Genomic DNA, 19,431 nt, shown 5'->3' on the forward strand with positions numbered 1-19,431 from the left:
CGCGCTACTGGCCGCCAGGCATCGGCGCGCCGCCGAAGGTCACGGTGGTTTCCCCGCCGGCGGGCGCCGACGGCGGCACTTCCGCGCGCGGATCTGGCACCGCTAGCACCATGGCCCAATAGACCTTGTACTTGCTGCGCGGCGCCGGCACCGCGGCGATGCCCATCGCCGTCGCGCCCGGCAGCAGCATGTTCTTGTTGTGCGAGGGGGAATCGCGCCAGCCCGAGAATGCCTCGGCGAGGGTGTGATAGCCCGCGCCCACATTCTCCACCGCCTTCAGCCCGCGAAAGCCCGCCGCCTTGAGCCGGGCGTTGAAGCTGCGCCCGCCCACGGAATGGGACAGTTCGTCCGCCGCCGCCATCGCCTTGGCCTGGCGCTCGGCCACGCTCATCAGCACCGGATCGATGCTCACGGCAGTCAGGCCCTTGCCGCGCCGATAGTCGCTGACCAGCGACGCCGCCGCCGCCGGATCCAGCGTGCCGCCCTTGGACATGTCGGCGTAGAAGGTTTCGTTGACCGGCATCTCGGTCGGAGCACTGGCGCACCCCGAGATCAGAGCCGCCAAAGCCAGTACACCGGCGAGGCACGTGAAAGAAAGTCGAGACATCATGGCCTCTGCGGTGAGAAGGAAAACGGAGCGGCGCGCGGCGCCGGGGGTCATTCGGAAGCGTCCTCGCCATCGGAGTCGTCCGCGCCGATCCTGCCGCCGCGATAGATGCTCCAGGTGGTGTAGGGAATGCCGATGCGCGCGGCCTTCAGCCGCTCCAGCACCGCGAAATGCAGGTCGCTCTTCACCGTCAGCGCGTAATCGACATTGGCGACCACGCAGCGCAGCTCGAATTTGAGGTAGCTATCGCCGAAGGCCAGCAGATACACGCGCGGCGGCGGCGAGCGCAGCACCTGCGGATGGTCGCAGGCGCAGCCGATCAGAATATCGCGCACCTCGTCGGCATCGGAATCATAGGCGACGTTGACCGGCACGATGACGCGGCCGGTGGTGTTGGCATGGGTGAAGTTCTTCACCATGCCGGTGATCAGGTCCGAATTGGGAATGACCACCGCCGCGCGGTCGAAGGTCTCGATCTCGGTGGCGCGCACGCTGATGCGGCGCACATAGCCCTCCTCGCCCTTCACCGAAATGGTGTCGCCGACGCGGATCGGCCGCTCGGCCAGCAGGATCAGGCCGGAGACGAAGTTCGACACGATAGATTGGAGGCCGAAACCGATACCGACCGAGAGCGCACCGGCGACCAGCGCTATGTTTTCGAGATTGATGCCAATCTGCCCCATCGCCATGGCGATGACCGCGATCGAGGCAACATAGCCGATGATGGTCGAGATCGAGTTCTGCAGGCCGGTGTCGAAACTGGTGCGCGGCAGGATCGCCACCGCCACCCAGCGCTGCAGCGCCCGCGCCACCAATATGCCGGCGGCGAGGAACAGCATCGCGCTCAGCACCGCGCCGATGGTGATCGTCGAGTTGCCGATGGTGAAACCGAAGGTGATGCGGTTGGCGAAATCCCTGAGGTCCGCGGTGGAGGTTCCCCAGGTCCCGACCACCAGGATCATCATCACCAGGAAGGCGACCGCTTTCAGTACGCCCGCGAGCAGCACCGCCAGCAATTCCAGGCTCGCCACCCGCACACCGAGCATCTTCGCCACGGCCCGGGCACGGGGACCGTTGGTGATGCCGTCGATGAAGAAGGCGTTGATCAGCGCGATGACCAGATAGAACGCGCCAACGGTCACCACGGCGATCAGCGAACGCGAGGCGAGGAAGCCGCCGAGATTCACGTAGCCGGCGATCAGCGCGACCAGGATGATCGTGTTCATCAGCCAGAACGGGAAGCGGATCCATTGCAGCACCGAGGTCGGCCCGGCGGATGCGGTGTCGCCGGCCTCGGGCGGCGTCTCCTCTTCCGGGTTGTCCTCGTTCAGCTTGCGGATGCTGCGCGCCGCGATCACCACCAGCGCGATGGCCATCGAGGCCGTGGTCGCGACGGTGAGCGGCACCGGCGCCACCAGCGCGCGGTGCATCGTATTCAGGAGCGCACTGGCGCCCAGCACCCAGAGCCCGGTCAGTGAGCTGTTGTAGAGCAGTTTCGCGACCGGATCGGAGAGCGGCAGCACGCGGCGGCGGCTGTCGTCGGGGGCGAGCGCGCCGAGCAGCAGGCCACGGCCGATCGCGACAACCGTCACCGCGAGGTTCAGCCCCTGCGCCACCTCGGCCACGCGTGAAGGCAGCAGGTCGAACGCCTCCAGCAGCGCCAGCGCGGCAAACAGCGCCAGCGGCGCGGCCGCCATGGTCACCAGCGCGATCAGCGCGGAGAGTGCGCACGCCTTCAGGCGCGTCAATTCCTCGCCGCTCCCGCTCTCTTCAATCCGGCGGATCGGCCGCGTGGTGACGCGCTGAAGGCCGAATACGAAAGCGACGATGCACAGAATGCCGAAGGCCACGGCAATCTGCCCGGCCACCGACATGCGGGCATTGGCGAAGGCCATCCAGTCGGTCAGCAGATAGCGAATGCCGCGCAGCTCGCCCGGGATGGCGGCGGCGGCGGACATCCAGAGCTGCGGGTCAAGCGCGCTGTAGGAACGCAGCAGCAGCGTGTCGGTGAACAGGGCGCGACGCCGGCTGGTGATGCGGTCGGCAACCTGATCCGCGCGCACTTTCAAAAGCCGCGCCTGCTTCACCACGCCGTCCAGCTCGGAGGCGCGAGCGGTAAGCTGCTCGCGCTCCTGGGTGATGGAGGGATTTTCCGGCGGCGCGCCTTCGGCCGGCTTCGGGCCGATTTCCTGAATGCGTTTCTGCAACTCGCCCAGCAGCGGATCCAGCAAAGCGATGCCGGCGGTGAGTTCGTCGCGGACAGGGTCGATCCGGCCGCGCAGACCATCAAGGTCTGACGTACTTAGGCTGTCGCGGCCGAGCGCGGCCTCCACGCTGTCGACGATGGCACGCTGGCCTTCGAGCTTGGCGTGGATCGCAGCCTGTTCGTTGGCCGGCTGAGCGAAGGCCGGGCCATTAAGGCCGGCACCCGCGATCAGCAGGATCACCGCCGCCGCGAGGAAACGAAACGCAAGCGCGCGCCACGCGCAGGCCAGTGTGCGATAAAATGCCATGATCATGAGCGGATTCGAGCCAGACGGTTTCCTGTCTCGGGCTCGATAGCGGCCAAGTCAAGGCGGCAGCAGCCAAGTCTCCCCTGAGGAGCCTCCGGCGCCGGGAAGGAAAGCTCGGTATGCGTCAGTTGCCGCGCATCGGCGGGGGGAGCATCCGCTCCTGGATCTCCGCCGCCGAGGCGAAGACCGCGAACACGTCGCCGATCAGCTCGCGCAGCCGCGAGAACGGAGTGGCCGGCGGGGTACGCATGTGGCCGACCACTTCCTCGCTGTCCAGCGAGAAGTCGGCGGCGTGGTTCACGGCGAGCCGCTTCATCCGGCCGTTATTGGGCAGAAACACCACCTGAAGGTCTTCGATGCCGCGATTTTGCGCGATCAGCACCAGCTGGCGCATCAGCGAGGAGCCGATGCCCTTGCCCTGCCACGGCCGCTCGACGCTGAACGCCGCCTCGGCGGAAGCCTGCTTTCCCTCGCGTCGCGGCAGCGGGTGCAGCTCGGCAACCGCGCGCAGTTCGCCGTCGACGAAATAACCGATCAGACTGGCATCGCCCGACATCGCCCGACGGGCGTGACGCGCCAGCGCGCTGTCCGCCATCACCCCGCCGAAGCGCATGAAGCGGCTCAGCGGGTCCAGCCGCAGGAGGTGGTCGAGGAAAATCTGCCGGTCCGAAGGGACCAGTTTGCGGATCTGCCCGAAGGCAAGTTCGGCCTCCTGCCGCGCAACAGGCGCCGCATGGTTGGCCATTGAATGTTCGGTACCGGGCATTGTCTCGCCTCGAAAACCGCAACCATTCGCTTGCTGCGGCGCACCAGAAATATGCGCACCGCACCATTATACAATATTCACGCGCGCATGGCTCGCATGCGTACAAGCCGGTGCGGTGGTAAATGTGCGCCGGCTTGGCGAGCACGACAATTGGGAAATGCGCGAGGCAGCACGCCTGTCGCCGAAGCAACGCCGACCAAGCGGAGCCGTATGGCTTCTTGCATGATTGCATATAAGCGCCGATATCCCGCGCCGTGTGCACGCCACCTTCGTTTTAGAAGCGACAGTCGATACTTGCTGCACGCGCGCCGTGCGGCTAAGCGTGCAATGCAATAGAAGAGGGGAGTTGGGCCGAGATGGAGCTCACCGCCGAAGCCGGGGGCTCGGTCCTTGCGGCGCGCTATGTAGCCCGCATGGCGGCCGGCGACATCGTTCCCGATGCCGGTCAGGCCCGCGTGGTCGCGGCGCTGGCCGATCTGGAGCAGCGGATCGCCACGCGCCGCCTCGCGCGCAAGTCTTCCGCGCTCGGCTGGCTGTTCGCCAAGCGCGAGGACACCATTCCCCGCGTGCGCGGCCTGTACATTCACGGCTCGGTCGGCCGCGGCAAAACCATGCTGGTCGACCTGTTCTACGAGTGCGTCGCGGTGCGCAAGCGCAAGCGCCGCGCCCATTTTCACGAATTCATGGCCGACGTTCACGCCCGCATCTTCAAGGTGCGCGGCGATATGAAAGCCGGACGCATCAAGGAAGCCGACCCGATCGCGCTGGTAGCAACCGCGCTCTACGAGGAAGCGTGGCTGCTGTGCTTCGACGAGTTCCACGTCACCGACATCGCCGACGCCATGATCCTCGGCCGGCTGTTCGAGAAGCTGTTCGAGTTCGGTGTCGTCATCGTCGCCACCTCGAACGTGGCGCCGGAAAATCTGTATGAGGGCGGCCTCAACCGCGCGCTGTTCCTGCCGTTCATCGCGCAGATCCAGCAGCACATGGACGTCGTGCGCATTGAGTCGCCGACCGACTACCGCATGGAGAAGCTGGACGGCGTGCGCAGCTGGCATGTGCCGACCGGCCACGAGACCCAGGCCGACATCGACCGGGAGATGGAGAAGATCTGGCACCGCCTCGTCGGCATGGACGGCGGGGCGCGGCAGACCGTGGAATCGGCCGGACGCACCATCGTGGTGCCGCGCGCCGGCAGCGGCGCGGCACGCTTCAGCTTCGAGGATCTGTGCGTCCAGCCGCTCGGCGCGTCGGACTATCTGCGTATCGCCCGCACCTATCACACGCTGCTGATCGAACACATTCCCCAGCTCGACCAGGACCGTCGCAACGAAGCGAAGCGCTTCATCACCCTGATCGACGAACTGTACGAGAAGGGCGTCAAGCTGGTGGCCTCGGCCGCCGCGGAGCCGGAAAACCTCTATCTCGGCACCGAGGGCGCGGAGGCGTTCGAATGGGCGCGCACCGTGTCGCGCCTGCACGAGATGCGCTCCAGCGACTATATTGCCCGCCCGCACGGGCGCGGCGACTCGCAGGCGAGCGGCGACACGACCGGGCTGGTCGAGACCTGATTTCGGCAGGCCGAGGCAGGTAGAGCGTTCCAGACAGGAATGGCGTCATGAGCAGGAACGGCCATAAAGACCACGCCACGCATAAATGCGCCCTGACCGGGCAGAACATCACCGCCCGCGACGGCGTGCGGCTCGACATGCTGCGGCCCTCGCTGGCCGACCATATCCGCGCCGTGCATCCCGAACTGCCGCCCGACGCGCTGATTTCGCGCAGCGCGCTCTCGCGTGAGCGTGCCGCCTTCATCGCGCAGACGCTGGAAGCCGAGCGCGGCGCGCTGACCCAGCTCGATCACGACGTGATCGACAGCCTCGCGCAGAACGACATCCTGACCGAGAATATCGAGGACGAGATCGACGAGCGCCGCAGCTTCGCCGACCGCGCCTCCGACACCATCGCCGCCTTCGGCGGAAGCTGGACCTTCATCCTGTCCTTCTGCGCGCTGATCCTGGTCTGGATGGGGGTGAACGTCGCGATGGCGGCTTCCGCGCCCTTCGACCCCTACCCGTTCATCCTGCTGAACCTCGTCCTGTCGTGCATCGCCGCGCTTCAGGCCCCGATCATCATGATGAGCCAGAAGCGGCAGGAGGCGAAGGACCGGCTGCGCTCGCAGAACGACTACCGGGTCAACCTCAAGGCCGAGCTGGAAATCAGGCATCTGCACGAGAAGATCGACCACATGCTCACCCATCAGTGGCAGCGTCTGGCGGATATCCAGTCGATTCAGATCGAGCTGATGGAAGACCTGCTGCAACGCCGGCGCTGAAGCGGCCGCCGCAGGACGTGCGACGCTGGCGCCGCACACAGGCGAAGCTCCTCGCCGAGGGCATGGCAGCCTTGCGCGAACGGCGGAAGGCGAGCATCTTGGATAGCTACCTGGATACCTTTATCGGGCAGGATTCAGAAGATCGCGAGCCTCATCGGCAGGCATCGTGAATCTTGTATTCCATATGCCAAGCATTGTCGGAAAGTCGTAGCCCCGCAGGGTTACGCTGAGGGGCTTCATCGCTTGAACCATGCGGCGAGAAGGGTTATCGGAAGCCGCGCGGCGGAGCGCCGCACCTCTCCCAAGGAATGTCAGGAAATCTCATGGCTCGAGCAAAGATTGCACTGATCGGGGCCGGTCAGATCGGCGGCACGCTCGCCCTTCTCGCGGGTCTCAAGGAACTTGGCGACGTCGTGCTGTTCGATGTCGCGGAAGGTATTCCGCAGGGCAAGAGCCTGGACATCGCCGAGGCTGCGCCGGTGCTCGGGTTCGACGCCGCTCTCTCGGGCACGAATTCCTACGAGGCGATCGCCGGCTCCGACGTGATCATCGTCACCGCGGGCGTGCCGCGCAAGCCGGGAATGAGCCGCTCGGACCTGATCGGCATCAACCTCAAGGTCATGGAACAGGTCGGCGCGGGCATCGCCAAATACGCCCCCGACGCTTTCGTGATCTGCATCACCAACCCGCTCGACGCCATGGTGTGGGCGCTGCAGAAGGCCTCCGGCCTGCCCACCCACAAGGTGGTCGGCATGGCCGGCGTGCTGGACTCGGCCCGCTTCCGCTATTTCCTCGCCGATGAGTTCAAGGTCTCGGTCGAGGACGTGACCGCCTTCGTGCTCGGCGGCCACGGCGACGACATGGTTCCGCTGGTGCGCTACTCGGGCGTCGCCGGCATCCCGCTGCCGGACCTGGTGAAGATGGGCTGGACCAGCCAGGAGAAGGTGGACGCCATCGTCGACCGCACCCGCAAGGGCGGCGGCGAGATCGTCAACCTGCTCAAGACCGGCTCGGCCTTCTATGCGCCGGCCGCCTCGGCCATTGAGATGGCGACCTCCTATCTGCGCGACAAGAAGCGCCTGCTGCCCTGCGCCGCCTACCTCACCGGCGAGTATGGCGTGGACGGCCTCTATCTCGGCGTGCCGGTGATCATCGGCGCCGGCGGCGTCGAGCGCGTGGTCGAGATCAGCCTCGACAAGGCCGAACAGGCCATGCTCGACAAGTCGATCGCCTCGGTCGAGGAACTGGTCGGCGAATGCAAGAAGATCGCCCCCGACCTCGCCAAGTGAGGTCAGGCGACCGGCGCGGAAATTCGGGCAGCCTTCACAAGTTCGGGGGCTGCCCTTTCCATCCGGATCATGGTGCCGATCTTGCTTCGACGTGCCTTTGAGATTGTCGGGAACGTGCCTTGGTGCATTTTTGCAGGACTGTGCCGCATTCCTGCGGCATTCATGAAGTCAACACGAGACTTATATAGACGCTGACCCGAGCTTTCGCCCCGAACATCCGGGGCACCGGGCCCCCTCTCCGCACCATGGCGGGCAGGATGTTCGGGATGGAAGCTCTGTCCCCGGACCAATAGTGGTCCTCTAGGAGCCGACGATGTCGCGCGCGGACTTGAACGAAGCCTTGCTCAACACCTCCTTCCTCTACGGCGCCAATGCGGCCTGGATCGAAGATCTCTATGCCCGCTACGAGGCCGACCCGTCATCGGTGGACGCGGAATGGCAGGCCTTCTTCGCCGGCCTGAAGGACGCCCCCGCCGATGTCGAGAAGAGCGCCCGCGGCGCCTCCTGGAAGCGGGACAACTGGCCGATCCACGCCAATGGCGAGCTGGTCTCGGCCATGGACGGCAATTGGATCGAGGTTGAGAAGGCCGTCGGCAAGAAGGTCGAGGCCAAGGTCGCCGAGAAGGCGCAGAAGTCCGGCGTCGAGCTGAGCTCCGCCGATGTCCAGCAGGCCACCCGCGACTCGGTCAAGGCGCTGATGATGATCCGCGCCTATCGCATGCGCGGCCATCTCCACGCCAAGCTCGATCCGCTGGGCCTTGAGCCCGAGCGCCTCGCGCCCGAGCTGGACCCGGCGTCCTACGGCTTCCGCGAGGCCGACCTCGACCGCCCGATCTTCATCGACTACGTTCTCGGCTTGGAGTTCGCCACCGTCCGCCAGATGGTCGCGATCCTTCAGCGCACCTATTGCGCCACGCTCGGCGTCGAGTTCATGCACATCTCCTCGCCCGAGGAGAAGGCGTGGATCCAGGACCGCATCGAAGGACCCGACAAGGAAATCAGCTTCACCCGCGAGGGCAAGCGCGCGATCCTCAACAAGCTGGTGGAGGCCGAGGGCTTCGAGAAGTTCCTCGACGTTCGCTACACCGGCACCAAGCGCTTCGGCCTCGATGGCGGCGAGAGCCTGATCCCGGCGCTGGAGCAGATCATCAAGCGCGGCGGCCAGCTCGGCGCCAAGGAGATCGTGCTGGGCATGGCCCATCGCGGCCGCCTGAACGTGCTCACCCAGGTTATGGGCAAGCCGCACCGCGCGCTGTTCCACGAGTTCAAGGGCGGCTCCTGGGCCCCCGACGAGGTGGAAGGCTCCGGCGACGTGAAGTATCACCTCGGCGCCTCCTCGGACCGCGAGTTCGACGGCAACCAGGTCCACCTGTCGCTGACAGCCAACCCCTCGCATCTGGAAATCGTCGATCCGGTGGTGCTCGGCAAGTGCCGCGCCAAGCAGGACCTGCTCGGCGACAGCGAGCGCACCCAGGTGCTACCGCTGCTGCTGCACGGCGACGCCGCCTTCGCCGGCCAGGGCGTGGTGGCCGAATGCCTCGGCCTGTCCGGCCTCAAGGGTCATCAGACCGGCGGCTCGATCCACTTCATCATCAACAACCAGATCGGCTTCACCACCTATCCGCGTTTCTCGCGCTCCTCGCCCTATCCCTCGGATGTGGCGAAGACCATCGAGGCGCCGATCTTCCATGTGAACGGCGACGATCCCGAGGCGGTGACCTTCGCCGCCAAGATCGCGATCGAATTCCGCCAGCGCTTCCGCAAGCCGGTGGTGGTGGACATGTTCTGCTACCGCCGCTTCGGCCATAACGAAGGCGACGAGCCGGCCTTCACCCAGCCGCTGATGTACAAGGCCATCAAGCAGCACCCGACCACGCTCGAAATCTACTCGAAGAAGCTCGAAGCCGAGGGCGTGATCGAGGCGGGCGAGTTCGACAAGATGAAGGCCGACTGGCGCGCGCGGCTCGACGGCGAATACGACGCCGGCCAGGCCTACAAGCCCAATAAGGCCGACTGGCTGGATGGCCGCTGGGCCGGGCTCAAGGTCGCCGATGGCGAGGACGACCCGCGCCGCGGCGTGACCGGCGTCGCGCTCGACGAACTGCGCGAGATCGGCAACAAGATCACGACCGTGCCCGAGGGCTTCCACGTCCACCGCACCATCCAGCGCTTTCTGGACGCCCGCCGCAAGGCGATCGTCACCGATGGCGCCGGGATCGACTGGTCGACCGCCGAAGCGCTCGCCTTCACCACGCTGCAGCTCGAAGGCCATCCCGTCCGCCTGTCCGGCCAGGATTGCGAGCGCGGCACCTTCTCGCAACGCCACTCCGTGCTGATCGACCAGGAGAACGAGGAGCGCTACACCCCGTTCAACCACCTGTCGGACAATCAGGCGCATTACGAGGTCATCAACTCGATGCTCTCGGAAGAGGCGGTGCTTGGGTTCGAATACGGCTATTCACTATCCGAGCCCAACGCGCTGACGCTCTGGGAAGCCCAGTTCGGCGACTTCGCCAACGGCGCGCAGGTGATCTTCGACCAGTTCCTGTCCTCGGGCGAGCGCAAGTGGCTGCGCATGTCCGGCCTCGTCTGCCTGCTGCCGCATGGCTATGAAGGCCAGGGCCCTGAGCACTCCTCCGCCCGTCTGGAGCGCTATCTCCAGATGTGCGCCGAGGACAACATGCAGGTCGCCAACCTGACGACGCCGGCGAATTATTTCCATGCCCTGCGCCGCCAGCTGAAGCGCGACTTCCGCAAGCCGCTGATCCTGATGACGCCGAAGAGCCTGCTGCGCCACAAGCGCGCCGTCTCCTCGCTCGCCGAGTTCGGCCCCGGCACCACCTTCCACCGCGTGCTGTGGGACGACGCGCAGAGCCAGACGGTGAAGGCGCCCGAGGCCATCATCCTCAAGCCGGACAGCGAGATCCGCCGGGTCGTGCTGTGCTCGGGCAAGGTCTATTACGACCTGTACGAGGAGCGCGAGCGCCGGGGCATCGACGACATCTACCTGATGCGCGTCGAGCAGCTTTTCCCGTTCCCGCTCAAGACTCTGGTTCAGGAGCTCTCGCGCTTCAAGCAGGCCGAGATCGTCTGGTGCCAGGAAGAGCCGAAGAACCAGGGCGCCTGGGCTTTCGTGCAGCCTTATCTGGAATGGGTGCTGGAACAGACCGGCTCGGCTTCGGCCCGCCCGCGCTATACCGGCCGCCCCGCTTCCGCCGCCACCGCGACGGGCCTGATGTCGAAGCATCTGGCCCAGCTCAAGGCGTTCTTGCAGGACGCGCTGGGCTAACAAGCCCCGCGCGCCCCCGACCGATTGACGAACCGACAGGGAGCGCCGGCTAGGCAGCCGGCCAGAGGGTAAGGAAAACGAGCATGGCCACCGAGATCCGCGTTCCCACGCTGGGCGAATCGGTCACCGAAGCGACCATCGGCAAGTGGTTCAAGAAGGCGGGCGAGGCCGTCGCCGCCGACGAGCCGATCGTGGAACTCGAAACCGACAAGGTGACGATCGAGGTCCCCGCCCCCGCCGCCGGCGTGCTGTCGGAAATCATCGCCAAGGACGGCGAGACCGTCGGCGTCGGCGCCCTGCTCGGCCAGATTGGCGAAGGCAGCGGCGCGGCTCCCGCTCCGGCCAAGGCCGACGCCCCGAAGGCCGAAGCGCCCAAGGCCGAGGCCCCGAAGCCGGCTCCCGCCCCGGCCGCCGCTCCCGCTCAGGCCGCTGCCGGCTCGAACGGTCCGGCCGTCGCCAAGATCGCCGCCGAAACCGGCCTCAACCTCTCGCTGCTGGCCGGCTCGGGCAAGGACGGGCGCGTGACCAAGGGCGATGCGCTTGCGGCGCTCGCCAATCCTCCGGCCGCCGCGCCGGCGCCCGTGCAGGTGCGCGCCCCCTCCGCCCCGGCCGACGCCTCGCGCGAAGAGCGCGTGAAGATGACCAAGCTGCGCCAGACCATCGCCAAGCGGCTGAAGGACGCGCAGAACACCGCCGCGATGCTCACCACCTTCAACGATGTCGACATGTCGGCGGTGATGAGCCTGCGCGCGCAGTACAAGGACGTGTTCGAGAAGAAGCACGGCGTGAAGCTCGGCTTTATGGGCTTCTTCAGCAAGGCCGTCATCCAGGCGCTCAAGGACGTGCCCGAGGTCAATGCCGAGATCGACGGCCAGGACCTGATCTACAAGAACTACTACAATATCGGCATCGCGGTCGGCACCGATAAGGGCCTCGTGGTCCCGGTGGTGAAGGACGCCGACGAGCTGTCCATCGCCGGCATCGAGAAGGCGATCGCCGGTTATGGCCGCAAGGCGCGTGACGGCAAGCTCGGCATCGAGGACATGCAGGGCGGCACCTTCACGATCACCAATGGCGGCATCTACGGCTCGCTGATGTCGACGCCGATCCTCAACGCCCCGCAGTCCGGCATTCTCGGCATGCACCGCATCGAGGAGCGTCCGGTAGTGGTCAAGGGTCAGGTCGTGGTCCGCCCGATGATGTATCTGGCGCTGTCCTATGATCACCGCATCGTCGACGGCAAGGGCGCCGTGACCTTCCTGGTCCGCGTCAAGGAAGCGCTGGAAGACCCGACCCGCCTCGTGCTGGACCTGTGATCGGCGCGGGCCAGTGATCCGGGCCTGCCTGTGAGCCGGGTGCTGGCCCGGCGGAGGATAGGATGAACTATCTGAGCGAGTTCGCGGCCCTCATGGCCGTGTTCGCGGTGGTTATCGTGGCGCCGGGGGCGGATTTCGCCCTCGTCGTGCGCCAGAGCGTGGTGCATGGCCGGCGCGCGGCGCTGGTCACCAGCTTCGGCATCGGCGCGTCGCTGCTGTTCCACATCAGCTACACGCTGCTCGGCCTCGGCCTCATCGTGTCGCAGTCGCTGGCGCTGTTCGCGCTGATCAAGTGGCTCGGCGTCGCCTATCTGCTCTATCTCGGCATCAAGTCGTTCTTCGAGAAGCCGCTGGACATCGACGAGGGCGCGCTCGCCACGGAAGCGGGCGCGCGGCGTTCCATGTCGCTGGCCGCCTGCTTCGGCGCGGGGTTCCTCACCAACGCGCTGAACCCCAAGCCGGTGCTGTTCTTCCTCTCGCTATTCGCCACGCTGGTGAGCCATGAGACGCCGGTCGCCGTCTCGTTCCTGTACGGGATCGGTATGGCGAGCGCGCTGATCGCCTGGTTCGCCGGCGTTACGCTGTTCTTCACCAATCCGCTGGTCCGCGCCCGCTTCAAGGCGTGGGGACGCTGGTTCAACCGCGTGACCGGCGCGACCTTCGTTCTGCTCGGCCTGCGCCTTGCCGCCCAGAAGGCCGGCTGACCACTCACGAGACTTCAAGGCACCGCCCAAAGGAAACGACCAATGTCCTCCTACGATCTTGTCGTCATCGGCACCGGCCCCGGCGGCTATGTGTGCGCGATCCGCGCCTCTCAGCTCGGCCTCAAGGTCGCGGTGGTGGAAAAGCGCGCCACCTTCGGCGGAACCTGCCTGAACATCGGCTGCATTCCCTCCAAGGCGCTGCTGCACGCCTCGCATCTGTTCGACGAGGCCAATCACAGCTTCGCGCAGATGGGCATCGTGGTCGATAAGCCCAAGCTCGACCACAAGGCGCTGCTCGGCTTCAAGGACCAGGCGGTGGACGGCAACACCAAGGGTGTCGCCTTCCTGATGAAGAAGAACAAGATCGACACCTATCACGGCACCGCCTCGATCCCGGCGACGGGCAAGGTCGACGTCGCCATGGCCGACGGCACCGCTCAGTCGCTGGAGACCAAGGCGATCGTGATCGCCACCGGCTCGGATGTGGCGAAGCTTCCCGGCATCGAGATCGACGAGACCCGCGTCGTCTCGTCAACCGGCGCCATCGCGCTTGAGAAGGTGCCCGGCAAGCTGCTGGTGGTCGGCGCCGGCGTCATCGGGCTGGAGCTCGGCAGCGTGTGGCGCCGCCTCGGCGCCGAGGTCACGGTGGTCGAATATCTCGACCGCATCCTGCCGGGGATGGACCTCGAAGTCGCCAAGTCGTTCCAGCGCATCTTGGAAAAGCAGGGCATCGCCTTCAAGCTCGGCGCCAAGGTCACCGGCGTCGACAGTTCGGGCAAGGTGCTGAAGGTCGGCGTCGAGCCGGCCGCCGGCGGTGCCGCAGAGACGCTGGAGGCCGATGTGGTGCTGGTCGCCATCGGCCGCGTGCCCTACACCGAAGGGCTCGGGCTGGAGGCGCTCGGCGTCGAGACCGACAAGCGCGGCCGCGTGGTCACCGATCACTATTACCGCACCAACGTGCCCGGCATCTTCGCCATCGGCGACGCCATTGTCGGCCCGATGCTGGCCCACAAGGCCGAGGACGAGGGCGTGGCGATCGCCGAACTGCTGGCGGGCCAGGCCGGCCATGTGAATTACGACGTCATCCCGGCCGTGGTCTATACCTCGCCGGAAGTGGCGAGCGTCGGCAAGACCGAGGAAGAGCTCAAGAGCGCCGGCATCGCCTACAAGGTCGGCAAGTTCCCGTTCCTCGCCAATGGCCGCGCCAAGGCGAACAACGAGACCGACGGCTTCGTGAAGTTCCTCGCCGACGCCACCACCGACAAGGTGCTGGGCGCCCACATCATCGGCGTCGAGGCCGGCGAGATGATCCATGAATGCGCGGTGCTGATGGAGTTCGGCGGCTCGTCCGAGGACCTCGCCCGCACCTGCCACGCCCACCCCACCCGCTCAGAGGCGGTGAAGGAAGCGGCGATGGCGGTGGAGAAGCGCGCCATCCACATGTGAAGCGCGGCGTTCACGACATAAAAACGGCCCGGAAGGCGACTTCCGGGCCGTTCGCGTTCGGAGGAATGCGGGTTCAGGTGCCCTTGGTGTCGGTCTGTACCGGGGTCGAGGCGGTGTGGCCCGGCGAGCAGTCGGCGAGCGCGGCGCCGGAGGCCGCAGCGGTCAGGGCAAGTGCGCAGAGCGCGGTGGCAAGACGCTTCATCAGACACTCTCCTCAGAGGTTAGGTTGACGATGGGGAAAAGTGTCGCCCGCTTTGCCCGCGATGAAAAGACCGGCACCGGCACCTAGGTGCCTCAATAGACGGCAGAAGCGGCGGTCTCACGCATCCGTGTAGGTCACGGCTTCGATCTTCCAGCCATCGGGATCGAACAGGAAGGCGGCATAATACCCCTCGCCATAATGCGGGCGGAGCCCCGGAGCGCCCTCGTCGCGCCCGCCCGTCGCCACCCCCGCCGCATGGAAGGCACGCACCGCCGCGCGCGAAGGCGCCATGAAGCACAGATGAAAGCCCGGCGGCGGCACCACTTTGTCCGCGCGGTGCTGAATCCAGAACGGCGCGGCGCCGGGCGTGCCCTCCGGCGAGGGCAATTCGCCTTCTGGTCCCCAGCAGGCGGATTCGCCCTCGGGCTCGGGATGGGAGGACACCCGTGTGAACCCGAGCGGCGCCAGCACCGCGTCATAGAAGGCGAGTGAACGTTCATAGTCGGAAACGCCGATCGACATATGCTCGATCATCGGGCGGATCGTCTGCATGCGTGTCTCCCTGTCCGTCATCGCGCGCGCGGATGGGCGGATTTCCACGCCGCCATCAGCGCCGCCGAATCCACCGCGGCGTAAATCTGCGTGGTCGCGAGCGAGGCGTGGCCGAGCAGCTCCTGGATCGAGCGCAGATCGCCGCCCCGCGCCAGAAGATGGGTGGCGAAGGAGTGGCGCAGCGCGTGCGGCGTCGCGCTGTCCGGCAGGCCGAGGCTGCCGCGCATCCGCTCCACCGCGAGCTGGACGATACGCGGCGAGAGCGGCCCGCCCTTGGCGCCGCGAAACAGCGCGCGGTCGGGCTCCAGCTCATAGGGACAGGCGCGGGCATAATCGTCGATCAGCGCCAGCACGCCGGGCAGCACCGGCACCATGCGGGTCTTGTTGCCCTTGCCGTGGACGATGATCTGGTCGCCGCGCCCCGGCTCGGGCATGTCGCGCCGGTGCAGGCCGAGCGCTTCGGAAATACGCAGGCCGGAGCCGTAGAGCAGCGAGATCACGGCGGCGTCGCGCGCCAGCACCCAGGGCTCGCGGTTCTCGCCCGCGCGGGTATCCGCATTGCCCAGCGCCCGCGCGTCGTCGACTGAGACCGGGCGCGGCAGGGTTTTGGCGATGCGTGGCGCCTTCACCGCCGTCAATGCACCGACCTTGCCGAGCCCCTCGCGCTCCATATGGCGGGCGAAGGAGCGGGCGGCGGCGAGAAAGCGCATCTGCGTGCGCGGCTCGATGACCTCCGCCCGCCGCGCCGCGATCACCGCGCGCACATCGCGCGGATGTAGCGCGCCCAACGCCGCCATGTCCGGCGGCGCGCCGATGTGGCCGGCGAGCAGGCCGAGAAAGACGAGCAGGTCGCGGGCATAGGCTTCGCGGGTCTTGGGCGAGAGCCGACGCTCATGGGCCAGCCGCGCCAGCCATGCCTTGGCGACGGCGGCAACATCGGGCGCCGCGCCGGCCATCAGCGCGTCTTCCGCGCGGGCCGCCTTCTGCGCATCGGTGCTGGCCATGGTGTCTCCTGCAGTGAGGCGGCAAGGATGCCGCGGTGTTCTTAACGTCGCCCTTCCACCGCATCACCCTGCTGGACGACGACGGGCCTATCCGGCTACGCCTGCGGGCGGGATGACGCTATGAAGGCATGATGCCGCAGACAAGCCCCGCCGATTCACCGTCCCTGTTCCCGCCGCGCGAGACCATCGCGGACGTGCTGCTGCCGGTCGCGGTCGGTTCGGCCTATTCCTATCGCGTGCCGGAAGGCATGAGCGTGGAGCCGGGCGACATTGTGGTGGTACCGCTCGGCACGCGGCGCCTTCTCGGCTGCGTCTGGCCCCGCGCGGAGGGTGCTCCGACGGTCGATCCCGCGAAGCTCAAGCCGATCCATCGCAAATATGACGTGCCCCCGCTCCGGGCGGACATGCTGGCCTTCATCCGCTGGATCGCCGAGTACACGGTGACGCCGCCTGGCATGGTGCTGCGCCTCGCCCTGCGCCATGACGAGACGCGTGGCGAAGGGCGCGAGCGCACCGGCGTGCGCGCCACGGGTCGCCGGCCCGAGCGCATGACGGCCGCGCGCGAGCGGCTGATCACAGCGCTGGCGGACGGCTTCGTGCGTGCCAAGGCGGATGCCGCGCGGGAGGCGGGCGTCTCGCCCTCGGTGGTGGACGGGCTGATCGACGACGGCGCGCTGGAAACCGTGGTGCTGCCGCCGGAGCCCGCCGCGGAGCCGCCGGACCCCGACCATGCGGTGCCGGAATTGCTGCCGGCGCAGGCCGAGGCCGCCGCCGAGCTGAGCGCGGCGGTGAGCGCGCGCGCCTTCAAGGCGCATCTGCTCGACGGCGTGACCGGCTCGGGCAAGACGGAGGCCTATTTCGAGGCGGTGGCGACCGCGATCCGCGAAAAACGTCAGGTGCTGATCCTGATGCCGGAGATCGCCCTGACGCAGGCCTTCCTCGACCGCTTCACCCGGCGCTTCGGCGTGGCGCCGGGACAGTGGCATTCCGCCGTCGCCACCAAGAAGCGCTCCCGGCTGTTCGCGGGCGTCGCCTCGGGCGAGGTCTCCGTTGTGGCGGGGGCGCGTTCCGCGCTGTTTCTCCCCTTCCGCGATCTCGGCCTCATCATCGTCGATGAGGAGCATGACGGCGCCTACAAGCAGGAAGACGGCGTGCATTACCACGCCCGCGACATGGCGGTGGTGCGCGCCCGCCTCGTCGGCGCGCCGATCGTCCTCGCCTCCGCCACCCCCTCGCTGGAAACCGAGGTCAATGCCCGACGCAGGCGCTACACCCGCCTGCATCTGCCCGAGCGCTTCGCCGGCACCCGCGTGCCGCGGCTGGAGCCGATCGACCTGCGCCGCGACGGTCCGCCCAAGGGCAAGTGGATCGCCCCGCGCCTCGTGCAGGAGATGGAGCGCACCATCGAGGCCGGGGGGCAGTCGCTCTTGTTCCTCAACCGGCGCGGCTATGCCCCGCTCACCTTGTGCCGGGCCTGCGGACATCGCATCAAATGTCCGTCCTGCTCGTCCTGGCTGGTGGAGCATCGTTTCCGCCGCCGGCTGGAGTGCCACCAATGCGGCTACGCCACGCCGGTGCCGAGCGAATGCCCGTCCTGCCACGAGCCGAACGCGCTGATCCCCTGCGGGCCGGGCGTGGAGCGGCTGCATGAGGAAGTGGCGGCGCTGCTGCCCCATGCCCGCACGCAGGTGCTGTCCAGCGATCTTGCCGGCGGCGTGGAGCGGCTGCGCGCCGAACTGAAGGCCATCGAGGACGGCGAGGTCGATGTGGTGGTCGGCACCCAGCTCGTCGCCAAGGGGCACAATTTCCCCGGCCTCGCGCTGGTCGGCGTGATCGATGCCGATGTGGGACTGGGGCACGGGGATCCCCGCGCGGCGGAGCGCACCTTCCAGCTGCTGCATCAGGTCGCCGGCCGCGCCGGCCGCGCGCAGGTCGAGGGCCGCGCCTTCCTGCAGACCTACATGCCCGAGCATCCGGTGATGCAGGCGCTGGTGGCGGGCGACCGCGACGCCTTTTACGACCGCGAGATCGCGGTGCGCGAGGAGGCGCATCTTCCGCCCTTCGCCCGATTCTGCGCACTCATCGTCTCCGGTACCGACGCCCATGCCGCGCAGGCGCATGCGCGCGCACTCGCCGCCTGCTCGCCGCGCGCGGAGGAGGTGCGCGTGCTTGGCCCGGCGGAGGCGCCGCTGGCGCTGGTGCGCGGGCGCCACCGCTTCCGCCTGCTGACGCGCGCGCCGCGCGGCTACGACCTCTCGGCCTATGTCTGGCGATGGATGGCCGGCGCGCCGCGTCCGACCGGAAATCTCAAGGTCGAGATCGACATCGACCCGCAGAGCTTCCTGTAGCGGCTCAATCGACCGGACGCGGGCGGCGGTTCTCGTCAATGGCGACGAAAGTGAAGATCGCTTCGGTCACCTTGATCATGTCCTCGGCCTCGCGCTTGCGGCGCCACGCCTCGATCCGCACCCGCATCGAGGTGCGCCCGGTCGAGAGCACCGCGCCGTAGAAGCTCACCTCGTCGCCGACCAGCACCGGGTTGAGGAAGCTCATCGCCTCCACCGCCACCGTCGCCGCCCGCCCCTTGGAGCGCCGCGCGGCGACATTGCCGGCCGCGAGGTCCATATGCGCCATAAGCCAACCGCCGAAGATATCGCCGGCCGGGTTGGTATCGGCCGGCATGGCGATCATGCGGATGACCGGGCTGCCATAGTCGTGCGGGTCCATCGGAGAGAGCCTGTCTTGAGGTGGGAGAGCCCGCGGGTGCGGGGAACACGCACCGTTACCGAAGCGCCGTGCGGACCAGTCGCAGGGTTTCGCGCGCAGGTCGCGCGTGTTCAGTGAAGCCGCAAGCAACAATCGTGCAAGCGCCTCGCCGCTTTGCAAATTCCCGGCGCCTCGCCCCTCCCCGGATCCGCGACGGCGGAGCCGCCGCACCCATTGACGACCGCGCTGCGAGGACATAGCTTCCCCAGCATGATGGTGACCCTTTGGAGAGCGCCCGCCCGCTTCGGCCGGCGAATTCGTCGCCCGGCCGATTGAATCGGCCGGGATTTCTGACGCGCGTCCTCTCTCTTCTCCCGTCATCGGAATTCGCCATGACCGCCGACCTGTTTCGCCATCGCCTCGTCGTCGAGGCCGATGCCCATCCCAATCTCATGCTCCGCCTGTTGGAGCCTTTTGTCCTCCACGACGTGCAGCCGACCCGTGTGCGCATCGACGGCCCGTCCGACGGACGGATCGACCCCGCCCAGCTCGGCGAGCTGCGCGCCGAAATCGCTTTTGTCGCCCCGGTTGAGCTCGCCGAGCGGCTGTGGGCGCGCATCGACGTGATGGTCCCGGTGCGCTCATCGCACCTGGTATCCAACATGGCGAACATGGCGGCCGCCTGACGGCAGGCATGCGCGC

General features: G+C 67.3%; 16 protein-coding genes. 9 read left to right on the top strand and 7 right to left on the bottom strand.

The annotated features are described in order from the left end of the window. Window positions 1-4: 4 nt before the first annotated feature. From VRZ77_RS11385 to VRZ77_RS11395, 3 genes are all read right to left on the bottom strand, one after another. On the bottom strand, window positions 5-661 hold the full coding sequence (locus VRZ77_RS11385; RefSeq protein WP_414592775.1) for a CAP domain-containing protein: 657 nt from the start codon (window positions 659-661) through the stop codon (window positions 5-7). Continuing rightward, the gene (locus VRZ77_RS11390) at window positions 658-3,126 is read right to left on the bottom strand and encodes a DUF3772 domain-containing protein (protein ID WP_414592776.1); all 2,469 of its coding nucleotides are present in this window, start codon (window positions 3,124-3,126) and stop codon (window positions 658-660) included. Before VRZ77_RS11390 ends, VRZ77_RS11385 begins: the two co-directional genes overlap by 4 nt. 118 nt (window positions 3,127-3,244) lie before the next feature. After that, window positions 3,245-3,865: an N-acetyltransferase family protein gene (locus VRZ77_RS11395; RefSeq protein WP_414592777.1), complete on the bottom strand. Its 621-nt coding sequence runs from the start codon at window positions 3,863-3,865 to the stop codon at window positions 3,245-3,247. A gap of 377 nt (window positions 3,866-4,242) precedes the next feature. Here VRZ77_RS11395 and zapE point away from each other — a divergent pair, with 377 nt between their 5' ends. From zapE to lpdA, 7 genes are all read left to right on the top strand, one after another. Next, window positions 4,243-5,457, top strand: a complete 1,215-nt coding sequence (zapE, locus tag VRZ77_RS11400; RefSeq protein ID WP_414592778.1) for a cell division protein ZapE — start codon at window positions 4,243-4,245, stop codon at window positions 5,455-5,457. A gap of 47 nt (window positions 5,458-5,504) precedes the next feature. After that, window positions 5,505-6,221, top strand: coding sequence for a DUF1003 domain-containing protein (locus tag VRZ77_RS11405; protein ID WP_414592779.1), 717 nt, complete (start codon window positions 5,505-5,507; stop codon window positions 6,219-6,221). 323 nt (window positions 6,222-6,544) lie between these two features. After that, window positions 6,545-7,510: a malate dehydrogenase gene (gene mdh, locus VRZ77_RS11410; RefSeq protein ID WP_414592780.1), complete on the top strand. Its 966-nt coding sequence runs from the start codon at window positions 6,545-6,547 to the stop codon at window positions 7,508-7,510. 313 nt (window positions 7,511-7,823) lie between these two features. Then, window positions 7,824-10,799, top strand: a complete 2,976-nt coding sequence (locus VRZ77_RS11415; RefSeq protein WP_414592781.1) for a 2-oxoglutarate dehydrogenase E1 component — start codon at window positions 7,824-7,826, stop codon at window positions 10,797-10,799. A gap of 83 nt (window positions 10,800-10,882) precedes the next feature. Further along, the gene (gene odhB, locus VRZ77_RS11420; RefSeq protein WP_414592782.1) at window positions 10,883-12,115 is read left to right on the top strand and encodes a 2-oxoglutarate dehydrogenase complex dihydrolipoyllysine-residue succinyltransferase; all 1,233 of its coding nucleotides are present in this window, start codon (window positions 10,883-10,885) and stop codon (window positions 12,113-12,115) included. Window positions 12,116-12,177: 62 nt separating this feature from the next. Next, complete coding sequence (locus tag VRZ77_RS11425; RefSeq protein ID WP_414592783.1) at window positions 12,178-12,819, top strand: LysE family transporter; 642 nt, start codon at window positions 12,178-12,180, stop codon at window positions 12,817-12,819. A 42-nt stretch (window positions 12,820-12,861) separates the two neighbouring features. Further along, on the top strand, window positions 12,862-14,265 hold the full coding sequence (gene lpdA / locus VRZ77_RS11430) for a dihydrolipoyl dehydrogenase (protein WP_414592784.1): 1,404 nt from the start codon (window positions 12,862-12,864) through the stop codon (window positions 14,263-14,265). A 73-nt stretch (window positions 14,266-14,338) separates the two neighbouring features. Here the strand turns inward: lpdA and VRZ77_RS11435 are convergent, their stop codons facing one another. From VRZ77_RS11435 to VRZ77_RS11445, 3 genes are all read right to left on the bottom strand, one after another. Next, entirely contained in the window at window positions 14,339-14,467 is a 129-nt protein-coding gene (locus VRZ77_RS11435; protein WP_414592785.1) for a hypothetical protein, read from the bottom strand. Between the two features lie 117 nt (window positions 14,468-14,584). After that, window positions 14,585-15,019, bottom strand: a complete 435-nt coding sequence (locus VRZ77_RS11440; protein WP_414592786.1) for a VOC family protein — start codon at window positions 15,017-15,019, stop codon at window positions 14,585-14,587. A gap of 17 nt (window positions 15,020-15,036) precedes the next feature. Beyond that, window positions 15,037-16,023, bottom strand: a complete 987-nt coding sequence (locus VRZ77_RS11445; RefSeq protein ID WP_414592787.1) for a tyrosine recombinase XerC — start codon at window positions 16,021-16,023, stop codon at window positions 15,037-15,039. Between the two features lie 131 nt (window positions 16,024-16,154). Between VRZ77_RS11445 and VRZ77_RS11450 the strand changes: the two genes are divergently transcribed. Continuing rightward, the gene (locus VRZ77_RS11450; protein ID WP_414592845.1) at window positions 16,155-18,371 is read left to right on the top strand and encodes a primosomal protein N'; all 2,217 of its coding nucleotides are present in this window, start codon (window positions 16,155-16,157) and stop codon (window positions 18,369-18,371) included. A 4-nt stretch (window positions 18,372-18,375) separates the two neighbouring features. Here the strand turns inward: VRZ77_RS11450 and VRZ77_RS11455 are convergent, their stop codons facing one another. Further along, window positions 18,376-18,750: an acyl-CoA thioesterase gene (locus VRZ77_RS11455; protein ID WP_414592788.1), complete on the bottom strand. Its 375-nt coding sequence runs from the start codon at window positions 18,748-18,750 to the stop codon at window positions 18,376-18,378. Window positions 18,751-19,121: 371 nt separating this feature from the next. Between VRZ77_RS11455 and VRZ77_RS11460 the strand changes: the two genes are divergently transcribed. Then, complete coding sequence (locus tag VRZ77_RS11460; RefSeq protein ID WP_414592789.1) at window positions 19,122-19,415, top strand: hypothetical protein; 294 nt, start codon at window positions 19,122-19,124, stop codon at window positions 19,413-19,415. Window positions 19,416-19,431: the final 16 nt, after the last annotated feature.

The organism is Ancylobacter sp. G4_0304 (assembly GCF_047501495.1).
Lineage (GTDB): Bacteria > Pseudomonadota > Alphaproteobacteria > Rhizobiales > Xanthobacteraceae > Ancylobacter.